The organism is Nocardioides imazamoxiresistens (assembly GCF_032378595.1).
Taxonomy (GTDB): domain Bacteria; phylum Actinomycetota; class Actinomycetes; order Propionibacteriales; family Nocardioidaceae; genus Nocardioides; species Nocardioides imazamoxiresistens.
In genome coordinates this window covers 1-24,540 of sequence record NZ_JAVYII010000009.1, presented here as the reverse complement: position 1 = coordinate 24,540, position 24,540 = coordinate 1, and the positions used below count along the sequence as shown (strand labels likewise).

At 73.9% G+C, this 24,540-nt stretch carries 21 protein-coding genes; 13 read left to right on the top strand and 8 right to left on the bottom strand.

Going from position 1 to position 24,540, the window contains the following annotated elements; all coding sequences use genetic code 11:
* The first annotated feature begins 13 nt into the window (after positions 1-13).
* From mtrA to secA, 8 genes are all read left to right on the top strand, one after another.
* Positions 14-727, top strand: coding sequence for an MtrAB system response regulator MtrA (gene mtrA / locus RDV89_RS17660; RefSeq protein ID WP_315735174.1), 714 nt, complete (start codon positions 14-16; stop codon positions 725-727).
* 4 nt (positions 728-731) lie between these two features.
* Complete coding sequence (gene mtrB, locus RDV89_RS17655; RefSeq protein ID WP_315735172.1) at positions 732-2,354, top strand: MtrAB system histidine kinase MtrB; 1,623 nt, start codon at positions 732-734, stop codon at positions 2,352-2,354.
* Entirely contained in the window at positions 2,351-4,096 is a 1,746-nt protein-coding gene (locus tag RDV89_RS17650) for an LpqB family beta-propeller domain-containing protein (protein WP_315735170.1), read from the top strand. The genes mtrB and RDV89_RS17650 overlap by 4 nt, the downstream gene beginning before the upstream one ends.
* Positions 4,097-4,194: 98 nt before the next feature.
* Positions 4,195-5,016, top strand: a complete 822-nt coding sequence (locus RDV89_RS17645) for a ComF family protein (protein ID WP_315735168.1) — start codon at positions 4,195-4,197, stop codon at positions 5,014-5,016.
* 462 nt (positions 5,017-5,478) lie between these two features.
* Positions 5,479-6,171: a ribosome hibernation-promoting factor, HPF/YfiA family gene (gene hpf, locus RDV89_RS17640; RefSeq protein WP_315735166.1), complete on the top strand. Its 693-nt coding sequence runs from the start codon at positions 5,479-5,481 to the stop codon at positions 6,169-6,171.
* 21 nt (positions 6,172-6,192) lie between these two features.
* A complete protein-coding gene (locus tag RDV89_RS17635) occupies positions 6,193-6,891 on the top strand; it encodes a response regulator (protein ID WP_315735164.1) in 699 nt (232 codons plus the stop codon).
* Positions 6,888-8,135, top strand: a complete 1,248-nt coding sequence (locus RDV89_RS17630) for a winged helix-turn-helix domain-containing protein (RefSeq protein WP_315735162.1) — start codon at positions 6,888-6,890, stop codon at positions 8,133-8,135. Before RDV89_RS17635 ends, RDV89_RS17630 begins: the two co-directional genes overlap by 4 nt.
* A 55-nt stretch (positions 8,136-8,190) precedes the next feature.
* Entirely contained in the window at positions 8,191-11,052 is a 2,862-nt protein-coding gene (gene secA, locus RDV89_RS17625; RefSeq protein ID WP_315735160.1) for a preprotein translocase subunit SecA, read from the top strand.
* Between the two features lie 10 nt (positions 11,053-11,062).
* On the opposite strand, the gene RDV89_RS17620 is transcribed toward secA, so the two are convergent.
* Positions 11,063-11,653 (bottom strand): Rv3235 family protein, encoded by a 591-nt coding sequence (locus RDV89_RS17620; protein WP_315735158.1) that lies wholly within the window; start codon positions 11,651-11,653, stop codon positions 11,063-11,065.
* A 38-nt stretch (positions 11,654-11,691) separates the two neighbouring features.
* Positions 11,692-12,459, bottom strand: a complete 768-nt coding sequence (locus tag RDV89_RS17615) for a LysM peptidoglycan-binding domain-containing protein (protein WP_315735156.1) — start codon at positions 12,457-12,459, stop codon at positions 11,692-11,694.
* Positions 12,460-12,573: 114 nt separating this feature from the next.
* Between RDV89_RS17615 and RDV89_RS17610 the strand changes: the two genes are divergently transcribed.
* On the top strand, positions 12,574-13,137 hold the full coding sequence (locus tag RDV89_RS17610) for a hypothetical protein (RefSeq protein ID WP_315735154.1): 564 nt from the start codon (positions 12,574-12,576) through the stop codon (positions 13,135-13,137).
* A 40-nt stretch (positions 13,138-13,177) separates the two neighbouring features.
* On the opposite strand, the gene RDV89_RS17605 is transcribed toward RDV89_RS17610, so the two are convergent.
* Genes RDV89_RS17605 through RDV89_RS17590 form a run of 4 tightly spaced genes read right to left on the bottom strand, consistent with a single transcriptional unit; the run spans position 13,178 to position 16,538 of the window.
* Positions 13,178-13,504, bottom strand: a complete 327-nt coding sequence (locus tag RDV89_RS17605; RefSeq protein ID WP_315735152.1) for a sec-independent translocase — start codon at positions 13,502-13,504, stop codon at positions 13,178-13,180.
* A gap of 7 nt (positions 13,505-13,511) precedes the next feature.
* On the bottom strand, positions 13,512-14,672 hold the full coding sequence (locus tag RDV89_RS17600; RefSeq protein ID WP_315735149.1) for an Mrp/NBP35 family ATP-binding protein: 1,161 nt from the start codon (positions 14,670-14,672) through the stop codon (positions 13,512-13,514).
* A gap of 10 nt (positions 14,673-14,682) precedes the next feature.
* Entirely contained in the window at positions 14,683-15,276 is a 594-nt protein-coding gene (locus RDV89_RS17595; protein ID WP_315735147.1) for a DUF1003 domain-containing protein, read from the bottom strand.
* Positions 15,273-16,538 (bottom strand): magnesium transporter MgtE N-terminal domain-containing protein, encoded by a 1,266-nt coding sequence (locus RDV89_RS17590; RefSeq protein WP_315735145.1) that lies wholly within the window; start codon positions 16,536-16,538, stop codon positions 15,273-15,275. Before RDV89_RS17590 ends, RDV89_RS17595 begins: the two co-directional genes overlap by 4 nt.
* 184 nt (positions 16,539-16,722) lie before the next feature.
* Between RDV89_RS17590 and RDV89_RS17585 the strand changes: the two genes are divergently transcribed.
* The gene (locus tag RDV89_RS17585; RefSeq protein WP_315735143.1) at positions 16,723-17,922 is read left to right on the top strand and encodes an acyl-CoA dehydrogenase family protein; all 1,200 of its coding nucleotides are present in this window, start codon (positions 16,723-16,725) and stop codon (positions 17,920-17,922) included.
* A 241-nt stretch (positions 17,923-18,163) separates the two neighbouring features.
* A complete protein-coding gene (locus RDV89_RS17580; RefSeq protein ID WP_315735141.1) occupies positions 18,164-18,490 on the top strand; it encodes a nucleoside/nucleotide kinase family protein in 327 nt (108 codons plus the stop codon).
* Here the strand turns inward: RDV89_RS17580 and RDV89_RS17575 are convergent.
* Both RDV89_RS17575 and RDV89_RS17570 read right to left on the bottom strand, forming a co-directional pair.
* Positions 18,480-19,871 carry a serine/threonine-protein kinase gene (locus RDV89_RS17575; protein WP_315735139.1) on the bottom strand — a complete coding sequence of 464 codons (1,392 nt, stop codon included), beginning with the start codon at positions 19,869-19,871 and terminating at the stop codon, positions 18,480-18,482. The two genes, RDV89_RS17580 and RDV89_RS17575, sit on opposite strands and share 11 nt — an antisense overlap.
* Before the next feature lie 162 nt (positions 19,872-20,033).
* Positions 20,034-21,716 (bottom strand): protein kinase domain-containing protein, encoded by a 1,683-nt coding sequence (locus tag RDV89_RS17570; protein WP_315735137.1) that lies wholly within the window; start codon positions 21,714-21,716, stop codon positions 20,034-20,036.
* 121 nt (positions 21,717-21,837) lie between these two features.
* On the opposite strand from RDV89_RS17570, the gene RDV89_RS17565 reads away from it, so the two are divergent.
* Entirely contained in the window at positions 21,838-22,872 is a 1,035-nt protein-coding gene (locus RDV89_RS17565; protein ID WP_315735135.1) for a MaoC family dehydratase, read from the top strand.
* A gap of 7 nt (positions 22,873-22,879) precedes the next feature.
* Positions 22,880-24,028 carry a DUF2332 domain-containing protein gene (locus RDV89_RS17560; protein ID WP_315735134.1) on the top strand — a complete coding sequence of 383 codons (1,149 nt, stop codon included), beginning with the start codon at positions 22,880-22,882 and terminating at the stop codon, positions 24,026-24,028.
* The last annotated feature ends 512 nt before the right edge of the window (positions 24,029-24,540 follow it).

Sequence of the window (24,540 nt, the reverse complement as noted above, 5' to 3'; positions counted from 1 at the left end):
CATACTGGTGCGCGTGACGAACGAGCGGACGACCGTGGGCCCGGACGACAGCCGTGGCCGTGTCCTCGTCGTGGACGACGACGCGTCGCTGGCCGAGATGCTCACCATCGTCCTGCGCCAGGAGGGCTTCGAGCCCGCCGTGTGCCTGCGGGGCGACGAGGCGATGGCCGCGTTCCGCGAGTTCCGTCCCGACGTGCTCCTGCTGGACCTGATGCTGCCGGGCAAGGACGGCATCGACGTGTGCAAGGAGGTGCGCGCCGAGTCCGGCGTGCCGATCGTGATGCTCACCGCGAAGGGCGACACCGTCGACGTCGTCGTCGGCCTCGAGTCCGGCGCCGACGACTATGTGGTCAAGCCCTTCAAGCCCAAGGAACTCGTCGCCCGCATCCGCGCGCGCGTGCGCCGCAGCGACGCCCCGCAGCAGGAGGGCCTGACCATCGGCGACCTGGCGATCGACGTCGCCGGCCACCAGGTGACCCGGGCGGGCACGCCGATCAGCCTCACGCCGCTCGAGTTCGACCTGCTGGTCTGCCTGGCGCGCAAGCCCTGGCAGGCGTTCAGCCGTGAGGTGCTCCTCGAGGAGGTGTGGGGCTACCGCCACGCCGCGGACACCCGTCTGGTCAACGTGCACGTGCAGCGCCTGCGGTCCAAGGTGGAGCACGACCCGGAGCGCCCCGAGATCGTGCTGACGGTGCGCGGCGTGGGCTACAAGGCCGGACCGTCCTGAGCCCGTGCTGAGGTCCGCGCGCCGACTGCCACGGTGGGGCGACGTCCCCGGCGCGGTCGCGCGCGGCCTGACCGTGTGGCGCCGCTCGGTCGCGGCGCGCGTCGTGGTGAGCACGGTCCTGCTCTCCGCCGTCGTCGTCGGTGCCGTCAGCTGGCTCCTGGTCGCCCAGGTGCGCGAGGGCCTGCTCGACAACCGCGTGCGGGCCGGCACCGCCGAGGCCGAGTCGGAGACCGCCCAGGCGGTCGAGCGGCTCACGTCCGCCTCGACCTCGGACTTCGACGTCGCCAGCCAGCTCGAGCAGGTGGCGCTGCCGCTGAGCCAGCGCGGCTCGGTACGCGGGTACGAGGTGCTGCTGGTGCGCTCCGACGTGCCGGTGGACGACGACCTCACGGGGGTGGGGTCCATCTCCTCGCCCGGCCTCGACCCCGACAGCATCCCGGCGAGCCTGCGCGACCACTTCGCGGGCAGCAACCAGCTGGCATGGACGTGGACCGAGCTGCGGGTGCTCTCCGGCGAGGAGATGCGCTCGGTGCCCGGTCTGGTGGTCGGCACGAGGATCCAGCTGCCGGCGGACGGGGAGGCGTACACGCTCTACTTCCTCTTCGCCCTCGACGACGAGCAGGAGACCCTCGACGTCGTGACCCGCGCGGCCGTCGTGGCCGCGGCGCTGCTCGTCGTGCTGATCGGCGGCGTGACCTGGGTGGTGGCGCGCCAGGTGGTCACGCCGATCCGGATGGCGCGCAAGGTGGCGGAGCGGTTGGCGGCCGGTCGCCTGCAGGAACGGCTGCGGGTCAGCGGCCGCGACGACCTCGCCCGCCTGGCCTCCTCCTTCAACCAGATGGCCTCCAACCTGCAGCGCCAGATCCAGCAGCTCGAGGAGCTCAGTCGCGTGCAGCGACGCTTCGTGGCGGACGTGTCCCACGAGCTGCGCACCCCCCTGACCACGGTGCGGATGGCCGGCGACCTGCTCCACGACGCCCGCCAGGACTTCGACCCGGCCGCCGCCCGGGCCGCCGAGCTCCTGCAGGTCGAGCTCGACCGGTTCGAGGTGCTGCTGGGCGAGCTGCTGGAGATCAGCCGCTACGACGCCGGCGCCGTGGCGCTGGAGCTCGAGGACGTCGACCTCCGGGAGGTCGCGGCCCGGGTCGTGCAGCAGACCGCCACGGTGGCGAGCGGGTCGGGCGTCGACGTGCGGGTGCGCCAGCCCGGCGCCCCCTGCATGACCGAGGCCGACGGCCGGCGCGTCGAGCGGGTCGTGCGCAACCTGGTCACCAACGCGATCGACCACGCCGAGTCCCGCGAGGTCGTCATCACCGTCGACGGCGACGAGCACAGCGCGGCGATCGCCGTGCGCGACTACGGCGTCGGTCTGGCGCCGGGGGAGTCGGCCATGGTCTTCAACCGGTTCTGGCGGGCGGACCCGGCCCGCGCCCGCACCACGGGCGGCACGGGCCTGGGGCTCTCCATCGCGCTGGAGGACGCGCACCTGCACGGCGGGTGGCTGCAGGCCTGGGGCACGCCGGGCGGTGGCGCCCAGTTCCGCCTCACGCTGCCGCGCCGCGCGGGCGAGCAGCTGCGGCGCAGCCCGATCCCGCTGCTGCCCTCGGACGCGGAGCCGGAGCGGTGACGGCCCGCCGCGGATCCCGCACGCCGGTCGTCGGCGCCCTCCTCGCGGCCGTCCTCCTGGTGCTGACGGCCGGCTGCGTCGGACTGCCCGACCAGGGGCCCGTCACGGTCGCCGACCCCGAGGACCCGGCCGCGTCGTCGGCCGGGGTCGACTACGTCCCGCCGGGGCCCTCCCCGGGCGAGTCGCCCGCCGAGATCGTCCAGCACTTCCTCGGCGCCATGCGCGCGAGCTCGTTCCAGACCAGCGTCGCGCGGCTCTTCCTCACGAGCGAGGCGGCGGACGCGTGGGCGCCCGAGCAGCGCACGATCGTCTACGAGGACGTGAGTCGACCGAGCCCGGGGCCCCGCGTCAGCGTCGACCTCGCCGGCGTCGCCGAGCTCGACGCCGGGGGGCGCTGGCACGGCGACCCGGGTGCGACGACGCGCCAGGTCTCGTTCAGCCTCGAGCAGGTCGAGGGGGAGTGGCGGATCTCGTCCCTGCCGGACGCGCTCGTGGTGCCGTTGAGCTGGGTGGAGTCGCGCTACGTCCAGGTCGACCTGCACTACCTCGACCCGGGCGGGCGGATCCTGGTCCCGTCCCCGGTCTACCTGCCGGGCGGCGAGCAGCTCCCGACCCGCCTGGTGACCGCGCTCCTCGACGGCCCCGGGCCGGAGCTCTCGGGGGTGGTGAGCAGTGCCCTCGGCGGCGTGGACCCGCGCGGCCTGACGGTCGACGTCTCCGCCACCGGACTGGCGACCCTGCGCCTGACGAGCGCGCAGGACGCCGAGGCGCCGGCCAGCCTGAGCGAGTCGATGATCGCCCAGCTGGCGTGGACGCTGCGCCAGGTGCCGTCGGTGGCGCGCGTGCGGGTCGAGGTGGACGACGTGGCGCTCCCGACGCCCGACGGGGACGACTCCTTCAGCGTGGCGGCCGGCCAGCGCTTCACACCCGACGTCCTGGGCGCCGACGCCTCGCTCTACGGACTGCAGGACGGCCGGCTCGTCGACGTCGGAGCCGGGGCCACGCCGGTCGAGGGCGCCGAGGCGCTCGCGGCGGCCGGGATCAGCACCCTCTCGGTCAGCCTCGACGGCCGTCGGGCCGCCGGGCAGACCGCCGAGGGCACGGTGGTCGCGGTCGCGCTCGACGACGCCGCGGAGCCCCCGACCAGCGTCAGGGTCGACGGCGTCGCCCAGACCGGGTGGGACGCGGCGGGTCGGATGTGGATCCTCGACGGGGGCCGCGACGCGCGGGTGCGGGTGGTGCACCAGGGCAGCGTCGAGACGGTCGTGGTGCCCGGCATCACCGGCGAGCCGGTGCGGCGGATGATCGTCTCGCGCGACGGCTCGCGGCTGGTCGCGGTGGTCGGCGACGACGGTGCCCAGCGGGTCGTGGTCGCCCGCGTCCGCGTCGACGAGCGTGGCGGCGTGGTCGGCGCCGCCCCCCAGGTCTCGCTGCTCGACGTGCCCATCGCGGCCGGTGAGACCGTGGTCGACATCGGGTGGCGCTCGCCGACCGAGGTCATGGTGCTCTCGCGCCTCGACGGCGGCGTCGTGGAGCTGCAGCGGGCGGTAGTCGACGGCTCCGCGAGCCTGACCGACGACACCTCCGTGCTGGTCACCCCGGCCCAGCGCCTCGTCGCGTCGCCCACGCCCGGCAGCAACCTGCTGCTCGTGGGCCCCGAGGGGGCGGAGGAGTACGACGGCACCCGCCTCCTGCCGACCCCCGCCGCAGCCGGCGTCACGGCCCTGACCTACGTCGGCTGAGCCCCGCCCGGGGCACGCCCCGCCCGGGCCGACGCGGTCGTCCACAGGCGCGTGCGTACGCCCTCGACAGCCGTGCGACGCGGTGGTGCGCTGACGCCGTGCCCCCGACCGACCGCCCGACCGACCGCCCGGCTGCGACCCCCTGGCTGCGCGACGCGCTCGTCGACCTGGTCGCCGGTGGTCGGTGCGTGGGGTGCGACCGCCCCGGTCGGCTCGTGTGCGCCGGGTGCCGGGCCGGGCTCGCGGTCCCGGGTGCCGGGCCCCGTCCGGCGTTCGTGGACCCCCGTCCGCCGGGGCTCGGCGTCGTCTGGTCAGCCACGACCCACGAGGGGGTCGCCCGGGGCATGGTGGTCGGGCTCAAGGAGCGGGCGCACCTGGCGCTGCGCCGCCCGCTGGCCGACCTGCTGGCCGGGGCCGTGCTCGGCGCCGCGACGGAGGCGCTGGGCGCCGCCGGCACGCCGCGTACGCCGGCTGCCGCGAGGATCCTGCTGTGCCCGGTGCCCCCGAGCCCCGGCTCGGTGCGCCGCCGCGGCCACGACCCCGTCGGCGGCGTGACCCGCACGGCCGCGCGGGTGCTGCGGGCGGCCGGCCACGACGTACGCCTCGTGCCGCTGCTCGTCTCCCGCGGCGCGGTGGCCGACCAGGGCGACCTGGGTGCTGCCGAACGGGTGCTCAACGTCCGGGGCACGCTGTGGTGCCCCGCGGCGGTCCTCGAGCGCGCCCGGCGCCGCCACGGCTCGGGCCACGTCGTCGTGTGCGACGACGTGGTCACCACGGGCTCCACGCTCCTCGAGGCCCGTCGGGCGCTGGCCGCCGTGGGCGTCCAGGTCGTCGCGGGCGCGACCGTGACGAGCACGCCGCGCCGCAGCCCGCCCACGCGTCGGCGACCGGACCGCGACCGCCCGGCGACCGCTGGGTGAGACCTCGGCGACGAGTTCAGACGATTCCCAGGTGCCTGCCCTTCCGCCCGTTCGGGTGGGCGACTAACGTCTCCACATGGAGTCCGTCCGGGTCCGTGGTTGCGTCGCTCCGACGCGCCGAGCCCTCACGGGGGTGCGGTTCCGGCGGTGCGGCAAGCCGATGCCAGTCGCAGGCGAAACGGCCCACGTAAGCAGTCGTCCGGTCCGCCGGGCGCTGCGATCACGGTGCGGCTTAGACGTAAGTCCTGCCCCTCGCCCGTCGTCAGATGCGACGGAGCGCGGGAGAAGGTCAGTAGTGGCAGAGAAGCTGCGAGAGCCTCAGCAGGCGACTGTGGGGACGAAGACCAGGTCGGCCGGGCGGGCTCCATCCATCGACGGGACGCACACCACCGGCGGTGGTGTGCCAGCGCGGCCGGAGCACGGTCGGTCCCGGTTCTGAACACACCACCATCGGAGGTTCGCATGGACATCGTGGTCACCGGACGACACTGCGAGGTGTCGGAGGGATTCCGCTCCCACGTCGAGGAGAAGCTCGCCCGACTCGAGAAGCACGACCACCGGATCATCCGGATGCAGGTGGAGGTCTCGACCGAGAAGAACCCCCGGCAGGCCGACCGCAGCGTGCGCGTGCAGCTGACCGCGTTCTCCAAGGGCCCCGTGGTGCGGGCCGAGGCCGCCGCCGACCACAAGATGGGTGCGCTCGACCTCGCCGTCGACAAGATGGCCTCCCAGATGCGCCGCGCCTCCGACCGGCGCCGCATCCACCGCGGTCGCCACGTGCCGACGTCGGTGGCCCAGGCCCTGGCCGGCACGCCGTCGGTCGAGCAGCTCGCCGCGGAGGTCGGCGGGGCCGCGCCCGAGCAGGTGGACGGCCAGCGGCAGGCCGGTCCCATCGCCGTCGACGGCGACGGTCCGCTGGTCGTGCGCGAGAAGGTCCACCCGGCGGAGCCCATGACCCTCGACCAGGCCCTCTACGAGATGGAGCTGGTCGGCCACGACTTCTTCCTGTTCGTCGACAAGGCCAACGACCGGCCCGCGGTGGTCTACCGCCGGCGCGGCTACGACTACGGCGTGATCGCCCTCGACCTCGGCCGCGAGATCGAGGACGGGGTGAGCCCGGCGGTCGCCGGGGCGGCGCGTCCCGCCGACGGCTGACCGCCGTGGGATGATCCCTCCGTGACCACACCACCCGGGCCGTCGACGTCGGCCGGAGGCGTCGGCGAGCCGGTGCGCGTGATCGTCGTCGACGACCACGAGCTCTTCCGCCGCGGGCTGACGATGCTGCTCGGCGTCGAGGACGGGATCGACGTGGTCGGCGAGGCCGGAGACGGCGAGGAGGGCCTGCGTCTGGCGGCGAGCACCGCGCCGGACGTGGTCCTCCTCGACGTCCGGATGCCGAAGGGCGCGGGCATCCCCGCGTGCAAGGCGATCAAGGAGACCGTCCCGACCACGAAGATCATCATGCTGACGGTCTCCGACGAGGAGGGCGACCTCTACGAGGCCGTCAAGAGCGGCGCGTCGGGCTACCTGCTCAAGGACTCCTCGATCGACGAGGTCGCCCAGGCCGTGCGCGTGGTCTCGGAGGGCCAGTCGCTGATCAGCCCGTCGATGGCGGTCAAGCTGATCGACGAGTTCAAGCAGATGTCGAGCGGGGAGAAGACCCCGGTCGCCAACCTCAAGCTCACCGAGCGCGAGCTGCAGGTGCTGCGCCAGGTGGCCACGGGCATCAACAACCGCGAGGTGGCCAAGCAGCTCGGCATCTCGGAGAACACGGTCAAGAACCACATGCGCAACATCCTCGAGAAGCTGCAGCTGCACTCGCGGATGGAGGCGGTCATGTACGCGGTGCGCGAGAAGCTGCTCGACGTCCCGTGAGCCGGCCGACCGAGCTCTCGCTGCCGCAGGCGAGACGCATCGCGCTGGCCGCCCAGGGGTTCCGCGACCCCGCGCACGCCGTGCCGACGATGCGGACCTTCGACCGCACCCTGCGCCGCACCGGGCTGCTGCAGATCGACTCGGTCAACGTGCTGGAGCGGGCCCACTACATGCCGCTGTACGCACGGATGGGGGCGTACGACCGCTCCCTGCTCGACCGTGCCTCGGGCGGCACCCGCCGCGACCGCCGGGTGGTGGAGTACTGGGCGCACGAGGCGGCCTTCACGCCCGTGGACGCGCTGCCGCACCTGCGGCACCGCATGGAGCGCTGGCGCGAGCGGTACGCCGTCGAGGGCATCGGGGTCGAGCAGCCGGAGCTCGTGCGTGAGGTGGCCGAGGAGGTGGCCGCCCGGGGCCGCGTCACCGCCCGCGACCTCGACGACGGGCGGCCGCGCGACCGGGTGCACTGGGGCTGGAACTGGTCGGACGCCAAGCGGGCGCTGGAGATGCTGATGCGCACGGGCGACCTGGTGGTCGCGGGCCGCAACGGCGCGTTCGAGCGGCTCTACGACGTGCCGGAGCGGGTGCTGCCGCGTGACGTCGTCGACGCCGCGACGCCCAGCGTCGAGGACGCGGTGCGCGAGCTGGTGCGCCGCGGTGCCCGCAGCCACGGGATCGGCACGACCGCGTGCTTCGCCGACTACTTCCGGCTGCGGCTGACCCCGGCCGCGCAGGCGGTGGCCGAGCTCGTGGAGGCGGGCGAGCTCGAGCCCGTGCGGGTCCGCGGCTGGGACGCGCCGACGTACCTGCACGTCGACGCCGCGCTGCCGCGCCGCGTCGACGCACGCACGCTGCTGAGCCCCTTCGACCCGGTGGTCTGGTTCCGGCCCCGTGCCGAGGCGCTGTTCGACTTCCACTACCGCATCGAGATCTACACCCCGGCCGAGCGCCGGGTGCACGGCTACTACGTGCTGCCGTTCCTGCTCGGCGACCGGGTGGTCGCACGGGTGGACCTCAAGGCCGACCGTCGCGCCGCCGGGGGAGCAGGCGTGCTGCGGGTCCTCGGGGCGTACGCGGAGGGCCACGCGCCCGCCACGACCGCGGCCGAGCTGGCCCTCGAGCTCGACCGCCTGCGGGGCTGGACCGGGCTGGGGAGCATCGAGGTCGCCGAGCGCGGCGACCTGGCGGCCGCCCTGCGCGGGGCCGTCGGCACCGGGAGTGGTCTCGTCGGTCCGGCTGGGTAGCATGGCGGTCGCGCCCAGGCCATCCGCGCACCCCTAGCAACCAGGAGTTCCACCCGTGGCGATTCTCGACAAGCTGCTGCGTGCCGGCGAGGGCAAGATCCTCCGTCAGCTCGAGGCGATCGCATCAGCCGTCAACTCCATCGAGGACGACTACGTCGCGATGACCGACGAGGAGCTGCAGGGCCAGACCGAGGAGTTCAAGAAGCGTCTCGCCGACGGCGAGACCCTCGACGACCTGCTGCCGGAGGCGTTCGCCACGGTGCGCGAGGCGGCCAAGCGCGTCATCGGCCAGCGGCACTACGACGTGCAGATCATGGGCGGTGCGGCCCTGCACATGGGCAACATCGCGGAGATGAAGACCGGCGAGGGCAAGACGCTCGTCGCGACCCTCCCGACGTACCTCAACGCGCTCTCCGGCGACGGCGTCCACGTCGTGACGGTCAACGACTACCTGGCGAAGTACCACGCGGAGTGGATGGGCCGGGTGCACCACTTCCTGGGTCTGACCACCGGCGTGATCCTCCCGTCGATGCGTCCCGACGCGCGGCGCGAGGCGTACAACTGCGACATCACGTACGCGACGAACAACGAGCTCGGCTTCGACTACCTGCGCGACAACATGGCCACCGACGTGGCCTCGTGCGTGCAGCGCGGCCACAACTTCGCCATCGTGGACGAGGTCGACTCGATCCTCGTCGACGAGGCGCGCACGCCGCTGATCATCTCGGGCCCGACCCAGGACGACGTGAAGTGGTACGGGGAGTTCGCCCGCCTGGTCAAGAAGCTCGACCGCGACGTCGACTACGAGGTCGACGAGAAGAAGCGCACGATCTCGGTCCTCGAGCCCGGCATCACGAAGGTCGAGGACCACCTCGGCATCGACAACCTCTACGAGTCGGCGAACACGCCGCTGATCTCGTTCCTCAACAACTCGATCAAGGCCAAGGAGCTGTTCCGGCGCGACAAGGAGTACGTCGTGCAGGGCGACGAGGTGCTCATCGTCGACGAGCACACGGGCCGCATGCTCTCGGGCCGGCGCTACAACGACGGCCTGCACCAGTCGATCGAGGCCAAGGAGGGCGTGCGCGTCCGCGAGGAGTACCAGACGCTCGCGACCATCACGCTCCAGAACTACTTCCGGCAGTACGACAAGCTCTCCGGGATGACCGGAACGGCGATGACCGAGGCCGCCGAGTTCGACAAGATCTACGAGCTCGGCGTGGTGCCGATCCGCACCAACAAGGAGGTCGCCCGCAAGGACCAGCCCGACCTCGTCTACCGCACGGAGAAGGCCAAGTACGAGGCCGTCGTCGAGGACATCGAGGAGCGCCACAAGGAGGGCCAGCCGGTCCTCGTCGGCACGGTCTCGGTGGAGAAGTCCGAGCTGCTGTCGGGCCTGCTGAAGAAGCGCGGGATCCCGCACACCGTGCTCAACGCCAAGTACCACGCCGACGAGGCGAAGATCGTCGCGATGGCCGGCCACAAGGGCGCCGTGACGGTCGCGACCAACATGGCGGGCCGCGGCACCGACATCATGCTCGGTGGCTCGGTGGAGTTCCTCGCCGACGCCGAGCTGCGCAAGAAGGGCCTCGACCCGGTGGACACGCCGGAGGAGTACGAGGCGGCCTGGCCGGAGACCCGCGAGCGGATCAAGAAGCAGGTCGCGGACGAGCACGACGCGGTGGTCGAGGTCGGAGGTCTGTACGTGATCGGCACCGAGCGCCACGAGTCGCGCCGCATCGACAACCAGCTGCGCGGCCGTTCGGGCCGTCAGGGCGACCCGGGCGAGTCGCGGTTCTACCTCTCGCTCGAGGACGAGCTGATGCGGCTGTTCAAGTCGGAGTGGGTCGACCGCGTCATGACGGTGATGCGCGTGCCCGACGACGTGCCGATCGAGGCGAAGCGGGTCACCAAGACCATCGCGAACGCCCAGGGCCAGGTCGAGGCGCAGAACTTCGAGTCCCGCAAGAACGTCCTGAAGTACGACGACGTGATGAGCCGCCAGCGCGAGGTGATCTACCGCGAGCGCCGCCAGGTGCTCGAGGGCGAGGACCTCTCGGAGCAGGTGCGCACCTTCATCGAGGACGTCGTGACCAGCTACGTCATCTCGGCGACGGAGGAGTACCCGGAGGACTGGGACCTCGACGCGCTGTGGACCGCGCTCAAGCAGCTCTACCCGGTGTCGCTGGACGCCGACGAGCTCGTCGAGAAGGCCGGCGGCCGTCCGGCCATGGACCGTCACGAGCTCGCGGCGACGCTGAGCAAGGACGCGCTGGCCGCCTACGACCAGCGCGAGTCCGAGGTCGGCGAGGTCGCGATGCGCGAGCTCGAGCGCCGCGTCGTGCTGACCGTGCTCGACCGCAAGTGGCGCGAGCACCTGTACGAGATGGACTACCTGCGCGAGGGCATCGGCCTGCGGGCGTACTCGCAGCGCGATCCGCTGGTGGAGTACCAGCGCGAGGGCTACGACATGTTCGGCTCCATGATGGACGCCATCAAGGAGGAGGCCGTCGGCTACCTGTTCAACCTGGAGGTCCAGGTCGAGGAGGCTCCGGCGGGGGCCGAGGTCGTCGAGGGTGACGTCGCGGTCGACGGCGGCGCCGACGTGGTGACCGACCCGGCCGCCGGGGACGACGCCGACGCGGCGGAGGCGCCCGCGGTCGACGTGACCAAGAAGCAGCCGGTCATCCGGGCCAAGGGCCTCGAGCCGGTCCGGCAGCCCCAGGGTCTGGCGTACTCCGCGCCGTCCGAGGACGGCGAGGTCGTGACCCGTCGCGACAGCGCGAGCAACGCGGACGACCCGTACTCCGAGACCGGTCGCAACTCCCTGTGCCCCTGCGGCTCGGGCAAGAAGTACAAGCGCTGCCACGGCGCGCCGGGCGGGCCGACCGGCCAGACCGCCCGCGTCAGCGGCTGAGTCCCGCCCCTCAGGCGAACTCGAGGGCGGTGCACAGCCACCGCACCTCACCGGCCCGACCGCGCGTCGCCGTCCGCATCTCGAAGCGGGCGGCGACGGCGCGGCTGCGGCGTCCGTACCGCACGTGGGCCGAGACCTCCGCGACGGCCGGGCTGACGAAGCACGCGTGCACGCTGTGCACCTGCGGCCGCACGAGCGACCGGGTGCGTCCCCAGCCACCCCGCAGGCTGGCCTGACCGACGAGGTGCGCACGGCGCGCCAGGTCGTCGAGCACGCTCCCGGACGTCCAGCGACCGAGCTGGGTCGCGGGGCGGTCGCCGCCGGCGATCTCCACGGCCGCCTGGCAGAAGCGGTGCGCCCACTGCTCGAGGCTGCGCCGGTGCCGCAGGTCCACGGGCTCCACGTCGGCGCCCGGCCCGGTCGGACCGGGAGGGTCCGGCGTGACCGGCGCGGGCGGCGGGTCGAGCAGGGGCGCGATGTCGAGGGCCAGGGTGCCCTGGAGGACCGGCTGGACCGGTACGCCCGGTCGCCGCGGCCGCAGCGCCGTCACGGTGCTGCCACGCGGGGTGGGAGGGGTGGCTCGGGGGTCGAGGTCTCGCATGGTGCTTCCTTTCCTCAGGGGCGGGCTCGGGGTCGGGCTCAGGGACGGTCGTGGTCGGAGACGGGTGAGAGGTCGACGAGCGGCCGGACGTCGAGGCGCTGGCCGGGCAGGACGAGGTCGGGGTGCGGGCCGACCACTGCGGCGTTGGCGTCGTGCAGCGTGGCGACCGCCGCGACGAGGGTGGCGTCGTCGGCGTGGGGGAGGAGGTCGGCGGCGATGCTCCACAGGGAGTCGCCGGCCGCGACGACCACGGTCGTGGCGACCGACGCCGCCGACGGCGTCGGGACCACCTGCGGCTCCGGCGCGTCCGGGCGGTCCGGTGCGGCCGGTGCGGCCGGCGTGGCCGGGCGGTCCGGCAGCGGCAACCCGTCGAGCAGCTCCTCGCGGCCCGGGCTCGTGCCGACCGCACCACCCGTCGCGGCCCCCACGCTCGCGTCCGTGACCAGCTGACCGGCCGGGGCGGGCCGCTCCTCCGCCTGGGCGGGGACCGCGGTGGTCACCAGCGCCAGCCCGCAGGCCGCGAGGACGCCGCGGTGCACCCAGGCGGGACAGCCGACGCGGCGACGGGTACGCCCCCGCACGGCGTCGCAGCAGGTCACGACGGCGAGCAGCCAGCACCAGGGGCCGGCGACGAGCACGACCGTCGCGGCGAGCGCGGCGATCATCTCGTCGAGCCCCGAGCGGGCCGACAGGTCGGTCGCGGCCAGGGTCGCGCACGCGGCCGAGGTGGCTGCGCCGAGCAGGGCGGTGGCGCCCGCTCCCACGACGAGTGCGCGTCGAGGGGACGCCGCTGGAAGGTCGTACATCCCGAGAACCTTTGCGTTTGCGTTTGTTTGCCTCATCTAAGGCTCGCTGAACTGTGGTGTCAACCGTTTGTCAACAGGGCCAAGCGGCGGACGGCGCTGCTACGGTCGGGCGCCATGGGCTGGGAGACCGATCTCTTCGCGTTCCTCGACGAGCTCGAGCAGGAGGCCGGTGCCGCCTTCGGGCGCGAGCGCGCGGGTGAGGTCGCGGACCGGGGCCGGGCCGAGTACCGGGCCGTCACCCTGGCCAGCCGTCTGATGGCGAGCCTCGGCGCCGAGGTGTCGGTGGACGTGCGCGGGGTGGGGCAGGTCGGCGGTGTGCTGCGCAGGGTCGGGGACGGGTGGTGCCTGGTCGAGGCGCCGGGCTGCGACTGGGTGCTGCAGCTGGCCGCGGTGGACGTGCTGCGTGGCGCCTCGGAGCGCTCCGTCCCGGAGTCGGCGTGGTCGGTGGCCGACCGTCTGGGCACGGGATCGGTCCTGCGGCGCCTCGCCGACGCGTACGAGCCGTGCGTGCTGCACCTCGTCGGCGGGGCGCGTCACGAGGGCGTGGTGACGCGCGTCGGTGCGGACTTCCTCGAGGTCACCTACGGGGTGCGCGCGGCGAGGGCCGGCGTGCGGACGCAGCTGGTCGCGCTCGGTGGGCTCGCCGCGGTGCAGAGCGCCCCGCACCTGGCGGGATGACCCGCCGGGTCCCGCGCGTGACCGTCGGAGCGGCGAGGGGTCAGGTCGCCTCGGTGTCGTAGGGCGGGAGCTCTCCGGGCGCCAGCGGGCGGCCGCCGGGGCGCGAGGCCTCGTCGTCCTCCTCGGCGAGCGCCTCCATGACGTGCTTGCGCACGATCACCCGGGGGTCGAGGTCGCGCAGCTCGAGGTCGGCGTACTCGGGCCCGAGCTCGTCGCGCAGGTCGTCGCGGGCGTTGTTCGCCATCCGGCGCACCTGCCGGATCATCTGCCCCGCCTGCTTGGCGACCTGCGGCAGGCGGTCGGGACCCAGCACGATCATCGCGACGAGCGCGATGACCGCCAGCTCGGGCAGGCCGATGCCGAACAACGGCTGCTCAGAACTTCGAGGTCGGCGTGAGGCCGAGCTGCATGCCCGCGAGGCCGCGCCCACGCCCGGTCAGCTCGTTGGCGACCGCCACCAGCTCGCGGGCGGCCGGCGTGGCGGGGTCGGACTCGACGATCGGCTTGCCAGCGTCGCCGCCCTCGCGCAGGGAGGGGTCCAGGGGGATCCGGCCGAGCACCCGCACGTCGTAGCCGAAGCGCTGCGAGAGCGTCGACGCCACGCGGTCGCCGCCGCCGCTGCCGAAGATCTCGAGCTTCTCGCCCGACTCGGGGCTCACGAAGTAGCTCATGTTCTCCACGACGCCGACCACGCGCTGGTGCATCATCGACGCCATCGTGCCGGCGCGCTCGGCCACCTCGGCGGCCGCCTCCTGCGGCGTGGTGACCACGACGACCTCGGCGCTCGGCAGGTGCTGGCCGAGCGAGATCGCGATGTCGCCGGTGCCCGGCGGGAGGTCGAGCAGCAGGGCGTCGAGGTCGCCCCAGTAGACGTCGGAGAGCATCTGGACCAGGGCGCGGTCGAGCATGGGGCCGCGCCACGCGACCACCTGGTCGCGGCGCGGCTTGAGCATGCCGATCGAGATGACGGAGACGCCGGAGGGCGTGGGCACCGGCATGATGAGGTCGTCCACCTGCGTCGGTCGGGCGTCGGCCACGCCGAGCATGGCGGGCACGGAGTGGCCGTAGATGTCGGCGTCGACGACGCCGACCTTGAGTCCCTGGGCCGCCATCGCGAGCGCGAGGTTGACCGTCACGGACGACTTGCCCACGCCGCCCTTGCCGCTGGCGATCGCGAAGACGCGCGTCAGCGAGCCGGGCTGGGCGAACGGGATCTCGCGCTGCGCCTGGCCGCCGCGCAGCGTCTCCTGCAGGCCCTGGCGCTGCTCCGCGGTCATCACGCCGAGGTCGATCGCGACGCCGGTGACGCCCTCGAGGCTGCCGACCGCGGCGGTGACGTCCTTGTTGATGGTGTCCTTCAGGGGGCACCCCGCGACGGTGAGCAGCACGCGTACGTCCACGTGGCCCTCGTCGGAGACCCGGACGTCGTCGACCATGCCGAGCTCGGTGATGGGCCGCTTGATCTCGGGGTCGTTCACCCCGGCGAGCGCAGCGGTGACCTGCTCGACGCTGGGCGGGGTCGGGGAGGTGCTCATGGTCTCCAGACTAACGGCCGCGGCCGCGCCGGCCGGCGTCGAGGTCGCCGCCCTGCTCGTCCCGCTGCTGGTCGCGGCGCTCGTCCCGGCGCTCGCGCCGGTCGCGGCGCTCGCGGTCGTCCTCGTCGTCGTCGGCGAGCTCGGTGAGCAGGGCCCGCAGCTCGCTGCGCAGGAAGTCGCGGGTCGCGACCTCGCCGAGCGCCATGCGCAGGGACGCGACCTCGCGGGCGAGGAACTCCATGTCGGCGTGCGCCCGGGCGTTCGCCCGGCGGTCCTGCTCGGCGATCACCTTGTCGCGGTTCTCCTGCCGGTTCTGCGCCAGCAGGATGAGGGGCGCGGCGTACGAGGCCTGGAGGCTGAGCATGAGCGTCAGGAAGATGAACGCGTACGGGTCGAAGCGCAGGTCGGAGGGCGCCAGCGTGTTCCAGACCAGCCACACGACGACGAAGGCGGTCATGTACGCCAGGAACCGCGCCGTGCCCATGAACCGGGCGAACTGCTCTGCGAAGACGCCGAAGGCGTCCGCGTCGTAGGACGGTCGTCGGACCAGGGCCCGGCGCGGGTCCTGCGGGGTGTCGAGTCGGCTGCGGTCGCGGGAGCTCATGCGTGGTCCCTCCGGTCGGAACGCTCGGCGGCGCGCTCGCGCCAGTCCTCCGGCAGGAGGTGGTCGAGCAGGTCGTCGACGGTGACGGCGCCGAGCAGGCGGCCCTGGTCGTCCGTGACGGGCGCGGCGACCAGGTTGTACGTGGCGAGGTGGGCGGCGACCTCGTCGATCGTCGCGTTCGGGCGCAGCGGGTCGAGCGAGGAGTCGACCGCGGAGGCCGCGAGGCTCGACGGGGGTTCGCGCAGCAGCCGCTGGATGTGCGCGGAGCCCAAGAGCTTGCCCGTCGGGGTCTCCAGCGGCGGGCGGCAGACGAAGACGAGCGCGGCCAGCGAGGGGGTGATCTCCTGGTTGCGGGCGTGGGCGAGCGCGTCGGCGACGGTGGCGTCGGGCGGCAGGATCACCGGCTCGGGCGTCATCATGCCGCCCGCGGTCTCCTCGGCGTACGCCATCATCCGGCGGACGTCGGCGGCCTCCTCGGGCTCCATCAGCGCCAGCAGCTGCGCCGCGGTGTCGGCGGGCAGGTCGGCGATGAGGTCGGCGGCGTCGTCGGGCGACATCTCCTCGAGCACGTCGGCGGCCCGCTCGGAGTCGAGCAGCGAGACGACCGCGACCTGGTCCTCCTCCGGCATCTCCTCGAGCAGCTCGGCGAGACGGTCGTCGGCCAGCTCGTGCACGACGACGCGGCGACGCTCCTCGGGCAGGTCGTGGATCATCCGGGCCGCGTCGGCGGGCCGCATCTCGCCCAGCGCGGCCAGCAGCTGCGTGGCCCCCTGCGCGTCGTCGCGGTGGCCGAGGCCCTCGACCTCGTCCCACTCGACGATGTGGGTCTGGCCGCGCCGGCGGAAGCCGCGGGCGGGCTCCTTGACGGCGACACGGCTGACGAACCAGTCGCGGGTGCGGCTCTGCTCGACGGCGATGTCGTAGACGGTGGCGGCGATCTCGCCGTGGCGCAGCGTGACCCGGCTGTCGAGCATCTGGGCGATGACCAGGAGCTCGGTCGGCCGCTGCTCGAAGCGCCGCAGGTTGAGCAGGCCCGTCGTCGTGACGTGGTCGGCCTCGACGGCCAGCACGCGCGTCATCGGCAGGAAGACGCGGCGGCGGCCGAACACCTCCGTCACCAGGCCGACCACCCGGGGCGCGCCGCCGTCGCTGCGCAGCACCACGATCACGTCGCGCACCTTGCCCACCTGTTCGCCCTGCGGGTCGAAGACCGGCAGACCGAGCAGGCGGGCGACGTACACGCGCGGGGTGGGAGAGCTCACGGCGCAACGCTACCGCTACGCGGCGCGGACCATCCTGGGGGCGAGCGACGCCGGCACTCGGCGGGGCACCCGCGGCGGACACGCCCTGTCGCTCTCGACTACCGACAAGTAACATCGGTTCGGGCCGCGCGCCGCTACGCTGCGCGCGACCCCGACGACGAGATCCGACGAGGAAGGAACGCGCATGCCCCGGTTGTGTCAGACCGACGGTCTCACCGACGTGCAGGAGGAGATCGTCAAGGCGGTCCGCCAGTTCGCGGAGGAGCGGATCATCCCGGTCGCCCAGGAGCTCGAGCACGCGGACGAGTACCCCACGGAGATCGTCGAGGGGCTCAAGGAGCTCGGGGTGTTCGGTCTGATGATCCCGGAGGAGTACGGCGGGCTGGGGGAGTCGCTGCTGACGTACGCCCTGTGCGTCGAGGAGATCGCGCGTGGCTGGATGAGCGTGTCGGGCGTGATCAACACGCACTTCATCGTGGCGTACATGCTGATGCAGCACGGCACGGACGAGCAGAAGCAGAAGTACCTGCCGAAGATGGCGACCGGCGAGGTCCGGGGCGCGTTCTCGATGTCGGAGCCGGCGCTGGGGTCGGACGTCTCCGCGGTCTCGACGAAGGCCGTCAAGGGCGAGGACGGCTCGTACTCCATCACCGGCCAGAAGATGTGGCTGACCAACGGCGGGTCCTCGACCCTGGTCGCGGTGCTGTGCAAGACCGACGAGGGCGCGGACAGCGTCTACAAGAACATGACGACGTTCCTGGTCGAGAAGGAGCCGGGCTTCGGCGAGACCGCCCAGGGCGTCACGGTGCCGGGCAAGATCGACAAGATGGGCTACAAGGGCATCGACACGACCGAGATGATCCTGGAGGGCCACCGGATCTCGGCCGACCAGATCCTCGGGGGAGAGCCGGGCCGTGGCTTCGCGCAGATGATGGACGGCGTCGAGGTCGGCCGCGTGAACGTGGCGGCTCGCGCCTGCGGCATCGCGAACCGGGCCTTCGAGCTGGGCACGGCCTACGCCCAGCAGCGCCACACCTTCGGCAAGCCGATCGCGGAGCACCAGGCCATCCTGTTCCGGATCGCGGAGATGGCCACGAAGGTCGAGACCGCCCACACGATGATGGTCCGCGCCGCGCGGCTCAAGGACTCCGGCCAGCGCATGGACGTCGAGGCCGGCATGGCCAAGATGCTCGCCTCGGAGTACTGCAACGAGGTCGTCGAGGCGTCGTTCCGCATCCACGGCGGCTACGGCTACTCGAAGGAGTACGAGATCGAGCGGCTCTACCGCGAGTCGGCGTTCATGCTGATCGGCGAGGGCACCAGCGACATCCAGAAGATGATCATCGGCCGCGCCCTGCTCAAGGACTACAAGCTGAAGTCGTGACCCCCACGACCGACCGGGACGAGGTGCTCCGCGACGTCGCGGAGCACCTCGTCGCGTTCCGGCTCGACCACCCCGTGCGGGTGGGCGTCGACGGTGTGTGCGGCGCCGGGAAGACCACCTTCGCCCGCGACCTGGTGGCGGCGGTGGCGGCGCTCGGCCGCCCCGCGATCCACCTCGACTCCGACGGCTTCCACCACGTCGCCGCGCCACCGCGGTCCACGACCTGGCCACCGACGCCGTCGTGGAGGGCGCGACCGCCCTCGCGCCGCCGGACGCCGTCGTCGTCGTGGACGCCACGTTCCTCCAGGTCGACGCGCTCGAGGGACACCTCGACGAGGTCGTGTTCCTGCAGGTCGACGACGCGGTGGCCACGGCGCGCGGCGTCGCCCGCGACGCGGACGCCCTCGGGGGTGCGGCGGCCGCGGCGGCGGCGTACGAGACCCGCTACGCGGCGGCGTGCCGCATCTACCTCGCCGAGCGTGACCCCGCCGCCCGGGCGGGCGTGCTGATCGACCACGACGACCCACGGCACCCGCGGGTCGTGCGACCGGCCTCGCTCAGGCGGTGAGCAGCACGACGATCAGCAGGATGACGACCGCGCCGGCCGCCACCGCCAGGGCCGCGATGGCCTGTCCGGACGGTCCGCCGGAGCCGCCCGACGCCGGACGGGCCGGGGAGCCGGTCGATGCCCCCGCGGGGCGCTGGGCCGGGTGGGAGACCTGCGACGGGTTGGACGGGCTGGACGAGGCCCGGTGCGTCGGGTTCGACGCGCTGGAACCCTCGGGTCGGCGCGGCAGCGGCGCGGCCGGGTTCGAGGCGCTGGAGCCGCCGTGCCGGCCGGCGCCGGGGCGGGCCGGGAGCACGGGGCTGGAGCCCCGCGAGCCCTGCGAGGGCTGGTCCACACGCCCCGGGCCGCCGGGCCCGCCGGCGCTGCGCGGGGGCGGGGCGTCCAGGCGCGGTCCGGTGGGCCGGGCGCGCACGCCGGAGGGGCTGCTCGCGCCGGAGGGCGTGCTGGGCGCGGAGCGGGCGCCCGCGCTCGAGCCGCCGGTGCCCGACGGCCCGCCGAGACCCTTGCCGCCGCCCTGGTCGGGCTGCAGCCGGATCTCGCCCTGGCCACGGGCGCGGTCGCTGATCGCCCGCAGGTCGCGGCGCATCGCGGCTGCGTCGGGGTAACGCGCCGCGGGGTCCTTGGCCATCGAGCGCCGCAGCACCGCGTTGACCATCCGTGCGATCGGGGTGTCCTCGACGAACTGGGGGATCGGGTCGCTGATGTGGGACAGGCCGACCTCGACGTCGGTGCCGCTGTAGGGCGCGCGCCCGGCGAAGGTCGTCCACAGCACGCAGCCCAGGGCGTAGATGTCGGTCGCCGGCGTCGCGGCCTCGCCGCGGCAGCGCTCGGGCGCCATGTAGCCCATCGTCCCGGCCACCGAGCCGGCCACGGTCAGGCCCGGCTGGTTGCCCTGCGCGATGCCGAAGTCGCACAGGTACGCGTGGGGGTCGTCGCTGTGGTCGCGCAGGAGGACGTTGCTGGGCTTGACGTCGCGGTGGATGACGCCGGCCTTGTGCGCGTCGTGCAGGGCCGCCGCGGTCTGGCCGACCAGCTCGGCGCCGTCGCGTACCCCCAGACCGCCGGAGGCCTTGATGGCCTGCCCGAGGTCGCCCCCGCGCACGTTCTGCATGGCGATGAACAGGCAGCCGTCCTGCTCGCCGTGGTCGTAGATGTGGATGACGTGCACCGAGTCGAGGCGCGCCAGCGTGGAGGCCTCGCGCACGAAGCGCTCGTGGTAGTCGTCCTGCGCCGCGTACTGCGGGGCCAGGACCTTCAGCGCCACCGTGCGGCCGAGGCCGGACTGCTCGGCCGCGTACACCACACCCATGCCGCCCTGGCCGATCTGGCTGGTGATGGTGTAGGGGCCGAACTGGTCTCCCACCTCGGGGAACTTCGCCACCTCGGGCCTCCTCACGCACGTCGTTCACACTTCACGGCCCGGGCGACGGCCACGCCCCTCGGACCGCAGGCTCTGCAGGTCGATCGACCGTATCCCACGCATCGAGGCGTCAGAAACGCCGTCCGCGCCACCAGATCGCCGGTGGATCGGCGTCGGTCCGGCTCAGCCGTCCCAGGTGAACGTGGCCAGCACCGAGCCGATCTCCTCCTGGGATGCCGCCGGGGCCGTGTCGGCGGCCTGGCTGAAGGTGATGGTCAGCAGCCGATCGCCCTCCAGCGCGGCGAACTGATGGGCGCGGTACGCCACGCCGCCGCCGGCCTGCAGGGTCGCGGCCTGGTAGACGGCCGGCGAGCCGTCGAGGTCCACGATCCCGCCGAGCTCGATGTCGGTGCCGCCGAGCTGCTGCGCGGCCGAGCCGAGCGCGACGACGACCTCGTTCATGGTCGTGCCCGACGGCACGGTCTCGTTCACCGTGTTCACGTTGTTCGCGAACGGTCCCGTGCCGGCGCCGTCCATCCAGGCGACGTCCACGTTCGGCACGTCCGTGCGCTCGGTCCAGCCGCGCGGCACGCGGAACGAGTAACCGTCCAGGGCCACCAGGGCGCCGTCGGCCGGGGTCGCGGTCGTCGCGGGGCCGTACGGCACGGCGACGCTGCCCCTGCCACCGGTGCCGTCGGTGTCGTCGGTGTCGTCGGTCCTGTCGTCGTCCGCCGAGGCCGACTCCTCCGGGCTGCTCGGGGCCTCGGTGGCGCTCGTGCCCGGCGAGCTGCCGGACGCCTCGTCGTCCCCGCCGCCGTCGCCGTCGCGCAGCGCGACCACCCCGACGGCGGTGCCGGCGACGAGCACGACCACGGCGGCCGCGGCCAGCGCCCAGGTCAGGGTCCGGGACCGGGGTGCGCCGGAGGACACCGGGGCGCCGGGTGGCAGGGGAGCGAACGCGGGCGACCCCGCGCCGGTGCCCGGCCCCGTGCCCGTCCCCGCGCCGGTGAGGCCCGCCCGGATCTCCTGCAGCTCGTCGCGCAGCTCGGCGGCCGAGCCGTGGCGCTGGGCCGGGTCCTTCGCGAGCACGCGGCGCAGCAGGGCGTTGAGCCGCGCCGTCAGCGGGTCGTGGCCGGGCAGCTGCGGCACCGGGCCGTGCAGGTGCTGCACGCCGACCTCCACGTCACTGCCCCGGTAGGGCGCGTGGCCGGTGAGCATCGCGACCAGCACGCAGCCGACGGCGTACAGGTCGCTGGAGGGTGTCGCCGCCTCGCCGCGGCAGCGCTCGGGGGCCAGGTACGCCGGCGTCCCGGCCACCGCACCCGCGGCCGTCAGGTCGGCTCCTTCGGCGCCGTCGACCCCCTCGGGCCCGGCCGCCTGGGCGATCCCGAAGTCGCAGAGGTAGGAGAACGGCTCGCTCGTGCCCGCGCGGAGCAGCACGTTGCTCGGCTTGACGTCGCGGTGCACGATGCCGACGCGGTGCGCGTCGTGCAGCGCGTCGGCGACCTGGGCGGCGATCGCGAGCGCGGCGCGCGGCGCCAGCGCCCCGTGCGTACGCAGGAGGTGGCCGAGGTCGCCGCCACCGACGTGCTGGGTGGCGAGGAACAGGCACCCGTCGACCTCGCCGTGGTCGTAGACGTGGATGACGTGGGGCGAGTCGAGACGCGCGAGCGCCGCGGCCTCCCGGACGAACCGGCGGCGGTAGTCGTCGTCGACCGCGTGCTGGGGCGAGAGCACCTTGAGCGCGACCGTGCGGTCGAGACCGGACTGACGGGCCGCGAACACCACGCCCATCCCTCCACGCCCGACCACGTCGGTGATCGTGTAGGGCCCGAAGGTGTCCCCGGGCTCGGGGTAGTACCCCATCGTCGTCCCCCTCCCTGCGCGTCGTGCGGCGCGTCGTCCGTGCGGGCCCACCCTGCCGCACCCGGCGCCGCCCTGTGGGCCTGGTCCCCCAGGGGCGGGGCCGTCGGCCATGATGACCCGCATGGCGAAGACGAACCCCGGCAACTTCTTCGAGGACTTCTCGGTCGGTCAGGTGCTCGAGCACGCGACCCCACGGACCATCACCGAGGGCGACCGGGCGGCGTACGGCGCGCTCTACCCGACGCGCTTCGCGATCCCCTCCTCGGCGGTCTTCGCCGCCTCCGTCGGCCTCGACCCGGCCCCGGTCGAGGACCTCGTGGCGTTCCACGTCGCGTTCGGCAAGACGGTGCCGGACGTCTCGCTGAACGCGGTCGCCAACCTCGGCTACGCGGAGTGCCGCTTCCACCGTCCCGTCGTGCCGGGCGACACGCTGCGCACGCGCTCCGAGGTCATCGGGCTGAAGCAGAACTCGAACGGGCGCACCGGCGTGGTCTGGGTGCGCTCGACGGCGACGAACCAGCGCGACGAGGTCGTGCTCGACTGGGCCCGCTGGGTGATGGTGCACAAGCGCGACCACGACGCCCCGGCGCCCGAGACCGTGGTGCCGCAGCTCGCCGACGCGGTGGCCGCGCAGGACCTGGTCGTGCCCGCGGGCCTCGACCTCACGGCGTACGACTTCGCGGCGGCCGGCGAGCCGCACCGGTTCGACGACTACGAGGTGGGGGAGCGGATCGACCACGTCGACGGCGTGACCATCACGGACGCCGAGCACATGCTCGCCACCCGGCTGTGGCAGAACACCGCGAAGGTGCACTTCAGCACCGAGGCGCGGCCCGACAGCCGGCGGCTGGTCTACGGCGGGCACGTGATCTCCCTGGCCCGCGCGCTGTCCTTCAACGGGCTGGCCAACGCGCAGCTGCTCGCGGCGATCAACGCCGGGGCGCACGCGGCGCCGGCCTACGCGGGGGACACCGTGTACGCGTGGTCAGAGGTGCTCGACAAGGCCGAGACGTCCGCGCCGGGCGTGGGGGCGCTGCGGCTGCGGCTCGTCGCCACCAAGGGCCGCGACGAGTCCATGACGCTGCGCGGCGAGGACGGGAAGTACGCCCCCGGGGTGCTGCTCGACCTCGACCTGTGGGCGTACGTCCCGCGCTGAGGCTGCCGTGACACCCGCGGAGGCGTTCCGGCAGCAGGGACGGGCCTGCGGCGCGCTCGGCTCGCCGATGTACGCCGACCTCTGCGCCCTGCTGGCCGACGACCTGGCCGCCGGCGGACCGACGGCCCGGGTGCTGTCCGGGCACCTGGGCTCCCGCGGCCCGGACGCGCTGGCGCTGCGACTGCTCGGCGCCGTGCACCGGCTGGTGCTCGAGCGTCGAGCGGGGTCGCTCGCCACCTTCTACCCCTCCGTCGGCGGGACCTGGGCGCCGGCGGGCGGTGGTGCAGCGGTGCTCGCCCTCCTCGAGCGCTCCCTCGACGACCCGGAGCTCGGCGGGGAGGTCGCGGCCGGTCTGGCGCTCCCGCCGCAGACCAACGAGCCCGGGCGCGCGGCGGCGCTCGTCGGCGCCCTGCTGCACCTGCCCGACGAGCACCGGCTCCCGGTGCACCTGGTGGAGCTCGGCGCCAGCGCGGGTCTCAACCTGCGCGCCGACCACGTGCGCATCACCGGCGCCGGCCCGCTCGGTCCGTTGGCCCAGGGGCCGGAGGACGCGGGCGTACGCCTCGACGACGCGTGGCGGGTCGCCGCGGGCTCGTCGGGTGGGTCGTCGGGCGCCGGGGGCCCGTGGGTGCCGCGCGCCTGGCCCGACCTGCGGTTCGCGGCGCGGAGCGGGGTCGACATCGCGCCCGTCGACGCGGCGAGCCCGGAGGGCCGTCTGCGGCTCGGTTCCTACGTGTGGCCCGACCAGCGGGAGCGGTGGGAGCGGCTGCGCGCTGCCCTCGCCCTGGCGGCGCAGGTGCCGATCGACCTGCGGCGCGGGGACGCGGCGGAGGCCGTCGAGGCGCTGGAACCCGTGGACGGTGCGCTGACGGTCGTGTGGCACTCGGTCGTGCGCCAGTACCTGCCGGCGCCGACCCAGGAGCGTCTCGACGCGGCGCTCGACCGGCTGCTGGCCGCGGCCCGCCCCGACGCCCCGGTCGCCCACGTGTCGCTGGAGCCCCGCCGCCTCGCCCCCGGGGAACCGCACCGGTTCGTCGTCACCCTGCGAGCCCGCCGGGGCGGAGCGGCGGGGGACGCGGACGCGGGCACGATCGATGCCGTGCTCGGCACCGCGGCCCCGCACGGCGTGCCGTGCGTGTGGGGCGCGGTGGGCTGAGCGCGCCGGCGGGCCCGGAGCGGCGGCGGGCTCGTCACGGAGGTGGCCCGGCGCCTCCTCGGCGCCACGGGCCTCTGTCGTGATCCGGTGATGCATTCCGGGTGGACGTCACGACGTCCTCCCCTGAGAACGGCCTCGAGTGTCTCAACTCGATCGTCGTCGAGGTCGAGCGCCTGCTGGCCGGGTCGACGCGTCGACGCGTCGACGCGTCGACGGGACGCCTGGTTCCGATCGTGCCGCTCGAAATCTCCTCGCGATGAACGACGAGAGCGCGCGACGTGGCAACCGTGAACCGGGTGCGAGCACGCCGGCGGGCCCGGCGACGTGGTGTCGGCGGGCCTGCCGGTGGTGCGGGGCGGGTGTAGGGCTGTCGTCGGATCCGGTTATTCGAGCGCCGTCGTTCCGGTCGGTGTGACGAGGTAGCGGCGGCCTCGGGGGCTGGTCCAGATGAAGCCGTCGGGTGGTTCGTCGGGGTGTGTGGGTCGGTAGCGCCAGCGGCGCTCGTGTTCGCG

Bases quoted from the DNA above. Each gene is read 5' to 3' on its own strand.
- RDV89_RS17620 (WP_315735158.1), bottom strand. From the start codon at position 11,653: ATGCGAGACCTCGACCCCCGAGCCACCCCTCCCACCCCGCGTGGCAGC.
- hpf (WP_315735166.1), top strand. From the start codon at position 5,479: ATGGACATCGTGGTCACCGGACGACACTGCGAGGTGTCGGAGGGATTC.
- RDV89_RS17610 (WP_315735154.1), top strand. From the start codon at position 12,574: ATGGGCTGGGAGACCGATCTCTTCGCGTTCCTCGACGAGCTCGAGCAG.
- RDV89_RS17615 (WP_315735156.1), bottom strand. From the start codon at position 12,459: ATGTACGACCTTCCAGCGGCGTCCCCTCGACGCGCACTCGTCGTGGGA.
- RDV89_RS17585 (WP_315735143.1), top strand. From the start codon at position 16,723: ATGCCCCGGTTGTGTCAGACCGACGGTCTCACCGACGTGCAGGAGGAG.
- RDV89_RS17565 (WP_315735135.1), top strand. From the start codon at position 21,838: ATGGCGAAGACGAACCCCGGCAACTTCTTCGAGGACTTCTCGGTCGGT.
- RDV89_RS17595 (WP_315735147.1), bottom strand. From the start codon at position 15,276: ATGAGCTCCCGCGACCGCAGCCGACTCGACACCCCGCAGGACCCGCGC.
- RDV89_RS17570 (WP_315735137.1), bottom strand. From the start codon at position 21,716: ATGGGGTACTACCCCGAGCCCGGGGACACCTTCGGGCCCTACACGATC.
- RDV89_RS17600 (WP_315735149.1), bottom strand. From the start codon at position 14,672: ATGAGCACCTCCCCGACCCCGCCCAGCGTCGAGCAGGTCACCGCTGCG.